This is a genomic window from Actinomycetospora sp., assembly GCF_055612215.1.
This window is the reverse complement of the sequence record NZ_JBVPVA010000164.1, coordinates 1-1,156: the sequence shown is the minus strand read 5'-3', so window position 1 is coordinate 1,156 and position 1,156 is coordinate 1. Positions and strand designations below refer to the sequence as shown.

Genomic DNA, 1,156 nt, shown 5'->3' with positions numbered 1-1,156 from the left:
ACCTCGCGGTCGTTCGCGTAGCGGGTGGCGCGGCCGAGTGCGTAGCGGGCGATCCCGACGCAGAGCGCGGCCCCGGTGATCCGCTCGGGGTTGAGGCCGTGGAACACCTGGCGGAAGCCCTGGTTCTCGTCGCCGACCAGGGCCGACGCCGGGAGCCGGACGTCGTCGAACCGCAGCGTGAACTGGGTCTCGGGCAGCAGGACGTCGACCGGGAGCGGGATCTTCTGCAGGCCCGGGGCGTCGGTGGGGACGAGGAACAGGCTCAGCTGGGCGTTCCCGCGCTCGTCGCGTCCGGTGCGCGCGACGAGCAGCAGCGCCTCGGCGTCGTCCACCCCCGAGATGTAGTACTTCTCGCCGCTGACCACCCACTCCTCGCCCTCGCGGCGGGCGGTGGTCGCGAGCTTGTGGGTGTTGGAGCCGGCGTCGGGCTCGGTGATCGCGAAGACCACCTTCTCCCGGCCGCTCGCGAGCCCCGGCAGCCACTCCTTGCGCTGCTCCTCGGTGCCGTACTCGGCGATCACCGCCGCCGAGATCGCGTGCGTGACGAGCAGCAGCAGCATCGGTGCGCCCTGCGCGGCGGTCTCCTCGCAGACCAGGGCCAGCTCGACGAGCCCGCCGCCCCCGCCGCCGTAGGCCTCCGGGACCGAGACCCCGACGTAGCCGGCGTCGCCCAGCGCGTGCCAGAGCTCGGTGCACTCGGCGCCGCGGCGCGCGTGGTCGACGTAGTAGTCACCCCCGAAGGGCGCTGCGATCGTCCCGACGGCGGCCCGCAGGTCGCGGTGCTCGTCGGTCTCCACGAAGTCCACGCCGACTCCCAAGGTTCGGTGATCCACCGTTCACTCGACGGCGACGGTAGCGGCTCCCCGGGCACGTGACCAGAGCCATGACAGCGAGGAACCGGCTAGTCTGCCGGCGTGACCGATCGGGCCGGCAGCGTGACTCCGATTCACCAGAAGGGCGGCGCCCAGGTGAACGATCTCGGTCGCCAGGGCGACGAAATCCGTTCACATGCGAAGCGCGACCCCGCCCGCAAGGACCGCATCCTCGCCGCCGCCGCCGAGCTCGTCGCCCGCCACGGCTACCACGCCGTCGCGATGGCCGACATCGGCGCCGCGGCCGGCATCGTCGGCTCCGGGATCTACCGCCACTTCGACTC

General features: G+C 72.5%; 2 protein-coding genes. One reads left to right on the top strand and one right to left on the bottom strand.

The genetic code is table 11. The features are described 5' to 3' along the window. The coding region (locus tag AC0CYZ_RS04650; protein ID WP_472212797.1) for an acyl-CoA dehydrogenase family protein at positions 1–806 on the bottom strand (806 nt) is incomplete at its 3' end. A 162-nt stretch (positions 807–968) separates the two neighbouring features. Here AC0CYZ_RS04650 and AC0CYZ_RS04645 point away from each other — a divergent pair. Beyond that, on the top strand, positions 969–1,156 hold a 188-nt coding region (locus AC0CYZ_RS04645), incomplete at its 3' end, for a helix-turn-helix domain-containing protein (protein WP_472212799.1).